The 3,363-nt window shown below is 34.4% G+C and carries 3 protein-coding genes and 1 pseudogene; 1 reads left to right on the plus strand and 3 read right to left on the minus strand.

All coding sequences use genetic code 11. The annotated features are described in order from the left end of the window. Positions 1-110: 110 nt before the first annotated feature. Entirely contained in the window at positions 111-821 is a 711-nt protein-coding gene (locus QUA58_RS31015) for an IS1 family transposase (RefSeq protein WP_333397967.1), read from the minus strand. Between the two features lie 50 nt (positions 822-871). Here QUA58_RS31015 and QUA58_RS31020 point away from each other — a divergent pair, with 50 nt between their 5' ends. Further along, entirely contained in the window at positions 872-1,402 is a 531-nt protein-coding gene (locus QUA58_RS31020; RefSeq protein ID WP_333310078.1) for an IS630 family transposase, read from the plus strand. On the opposite strand, the pseudogene QUA58_RS31025 reads toward QUA58_RS31020, so the two are convergent. Both QUA58_RS31025 and QUA58_RS31030 read right to left on the minus strand, forming a co-directional pair. Further along, positions 1,399-1,738 (minus strand): annotated as a pseudogene (locus QUA58_RS31025) (ISAzo13-like element transposase-related protein); the annotation flags it as partial. The gene QUA58_RS31020 and the pseudogene QUA58_RS31025 sit on opposite strands and share 4 nt — an antisense overlap. Positions 1,739-2,008: 270 nt before the next feature. Further along, a complete protein-coding gene (locus QUA58_RS31030; protein WP_333397968.1) occupies positions 2,009-3,079 on the minus strand; it encodes an IS630 family transposase in 1,071 nt (356 codons plus the stop codon). Between the last annotated feature and the right edge of the window lie 284 nt (positions 3,080-3,363).

Raw genomic sequence — 3,363 nt, forward strand, 5'->3', positions numbered from 1 at the left:
GCTCTTTTACAGGTATGGTTTTGGGACGAAAGTGGATTTAGTTTAAGAGTAATTAGAAGGAAAAATTGGTGTAAAAAGGTAGTCCTGCATAGCAAGGAAAATTAAGGGTTTTAATTGATAGATAAACTGGCGTTATACTCATGAATAAAATACCAAATAGCCCCAATATGATTGGAGAGTTTTTTGGAGAATGAAAGAGTTTTTCTCACCAATCTAGATATTCTTTGTCTCATCGTATTATTAAATCTTTCTATATAGTTTGTCAGGCCAGTCTCCTTTCCTACTGCCTTGTATCTTTTTTGAGGAAAAACTGTTCCGTAGGCACTCCAAAAGTCTGTATAACTTACGGCACATTGACGATAAACTGGTGGTAAAGAATCCCACAATCCTTGAGCTCCAGCTTGATCTCTTTTGCCAATATATACTCCTACAATTTCTTTAGTTGAGGCATCAATTGCCAGCCAAATCCACTGCTTATTATCCTTATTGCCTACAAATGACCACATTTCATCACATTGAATTGTTAGCTTCCCTTTCTTTTTTGACTTGACTTCTACTTCTCTTTTTACAGCTCCTAATTTTTTATTAACATAGTATTGCAACCACCGTTCCGAAACCCCAGTCGCCCTCACAATCCCAGCCAGAGATATCTTTTCTAATAAAAGTCGATCTATCAACTTTTTTGTTGCTGATGAAATCGGTTGATGTCTGGGACTCATAACAAATTGTCTTCCACAATCTCGACATTTAAAATTTTGTTTGCCGGAGCGACTGCGACCATTTTTCAAGATGTATTCAGAGTTGCACTTGGGAGAGTTCATAAGCTAAAAGTCAAGGTAGGTTAAAAGAATAAAATTATAACACATTTTCCTTGCTATGCAGGACTACCTGTAAAAAAGGGACTCGAAGCAAGAAAAGAGGAGACAGAAGAAAGGGTCGTATTAATGTCATGGGTGGAGTGAGATATTCAGACAAGAAAAGATGGGTAGATTTTATGACATCTGGAAATTCTGCTAATTTTTATGCAGTGCTGAAAAATTTTTATGCAGATTTAAGAGCCGAGTGGATATTGCAAGGAAATTTAGCGGAAGACTTTAAAGATAAAGGCTGTAAATTTGTACTCATTTTGGACAACGCTAGTTTTCATAAAAAAGCCGAAACTTTGCAGAAAATAGCGACAGAAATGCCGAATCTAATCATAGAGTTTTTACCCAAGTATAGCCCCGACTACAACTTGGTTGAATTAGTGTGGCATTCCGCCAAGGAATATGTTGCAAATAGATTATTTGAATCCATTGAAAAACTAGAGTCACTGTTACATAAACTGTTAAATGAAGGAGAATTAATTATGAAATGGAACCGAAAAGTCAAAAACAAAGGTAACTTAGTTAATGCAGTTTAGATGTTTGACAGCTTATCCCATTTTGGTAAAGTTTCAGAACGTTGCCATGAGGGCAAATACTGTTTTAACTCATGAGGTAAGACTTTTACGCCTTTCTCATAAGTTGTCTCAATTAAGTTTACAATCGGCTTAATTCCTTTCCATGTCATGTTAGATGTCCAGTTTACGGCTGTTTCAACTGAATTTAAAATAGTACCATTCCAATAGTGTTCAAGTGCTGCCCAACAGCGTTCAATTGGATTATACTTGCGCTCGATATGGCGGGTAGTAAATTAGTCGGATTCTTAAACCAATTCTCTGAGATAAGTCAATGATACGTTTGATGAATTGTGTTCGATTACAGGGCTAACGCATCTAAATCTTATGTTAGCAGAATCTGGTATATTGGAGAATAATTATTGATTACATACGAAACATTTAAGCAGAGTTAGTTCTTATGAAACTAAAGCCTAAAATCACCATTGCTGACCATTTTTCTAACTTAGAAGATCCCAGGATTGAGCGAACGAAACGCCATTAATTAATTGTAATTGCTCAACCCCCTTGACAAGAAAACGAGAAAGACATTATAGCAATCCTAAATGATTTTCTAGACCTATAACAATCCTAATTAATTTTCTGCGTGCAAGTATATTTATGTATTTTGGGGAAATCAAATTTATGTTCGTTAGTAAAAAATTCAAACAAAAATTTAACAATCTTAAAAGACCTACATAAATACCAATACTTTCTTAAAAAATTTTTAGCTTGTAACCAAATATCTTCAACGGGATTCTGTTGGGGAGCATTTGGAGCAAATAAAATACAAGTAATTGACCAATCATCAGGCTCTTTGTCACCATTTACTTCTAATAAGAAATCTCTAAATTCGCCATATTTATGATAACTAGCTCCCTCCCAAATTAAGATAATTTTTTGATTTTTATATTTATTTTGTAAATATTTTATGAATTTAAATGTCGATTTTCCATCACCAGATGGATGGCTCTGAACATGGAATTCTTTGCTTTGATAATTTAGGGCGCCAAAATAAGTTTGTCTATTTTTTTCATTGGTAATTGGGACTTCAATTCTGATTTTGGATTGACCCCAAACATAACCAGTCAGATCGCCATGAAGTAGATGACATTCATCTATAAATAATACTATTATTTGCCCGGATTCTATGCCAGCATTGTTTTTGAATAAAATATCGTTAATTTCTTCCGTCTTTTTTTTGACCAGTTCGATCTCAAATTTAGGATTGGTTTTTTGAGTTTTTTCCCAACTAATTTTCGCCCGGTTGAAAAGTTCATAGTAACTCTGTTTTGATTTATATATCACACCAAACTCTCGATCTAAATAAGTAACTAGCTCATCTAAACTCCAATATTCTTTATTCTTTAGCCACTCGATTACTTCAGTATTTTGTAGAGCTGTTAAATACCCTTGTGACCCTTTATGCCCTAGCTTGATTCCTTCGATTCCTTTGGTTTGAAATTGTTTTTTCCAATAACCAACAAAAAATTCACTTACACCGAGAATTTTGCTAATCTCATGGTAGAACTTGCCTTCGACAGCCATCCTTACAGCTATTGCTCGTTTAAGTTCTCTTGCATCGATATCACTTTTAAGGAAAGATTCTAATTGAGTTATTTCATTTTCCATATCTTTGAGGGGCAGTTTTAAGTTATTCATATTTTTATTGTCACAATCAAGTATTGCATATAATTGTATCATACTCTTGATAATGATTTAGGATTGCTATAGATAAAGGAATGGAAAAACTCCCCGACTTAAAGCAACTATCGAACGAGGCAAAAGAAGCCTTGATAAGCTGCTACGCAGCTAAACCGGATAAAATAGCATTGCCTTTATTTTTGATTTTTCGATCCCATTTAATAACTGTAGTTTAGACTAAAAAATCAGTGCAGCTAAAAGTAGCAGCCTTTTAGCAGAAGGCAAGCTGTTGCTCAAAAACT

Source organism: Microcoleus sp. N9_A1, assembly GCF_036701795.1.
Lineage (GTDB): Bacteria > Cyanobacteriota > Cyanobacteriia > Cyanobacteriales > Microcoleaceae > Microcoleus.

What these genes read in the sequence shown, in the direction of transcription:
- QUA58_RS31015 (WP_333397967.1), bottom strand. Translation starts at nt 821, where the DNA reads ATGAACTCTCCCAAGTGCAACTCTGAATACATCTTGAAAAATGGTCGC.
- QUA58_RS31030 (WP_333397968.1), bottom strand. Translation starts at nt 3,079, where the DNA reads ATGAATAACTTAAAACTGCCCCTCAAAGATATGGAAAATGAAATAACT.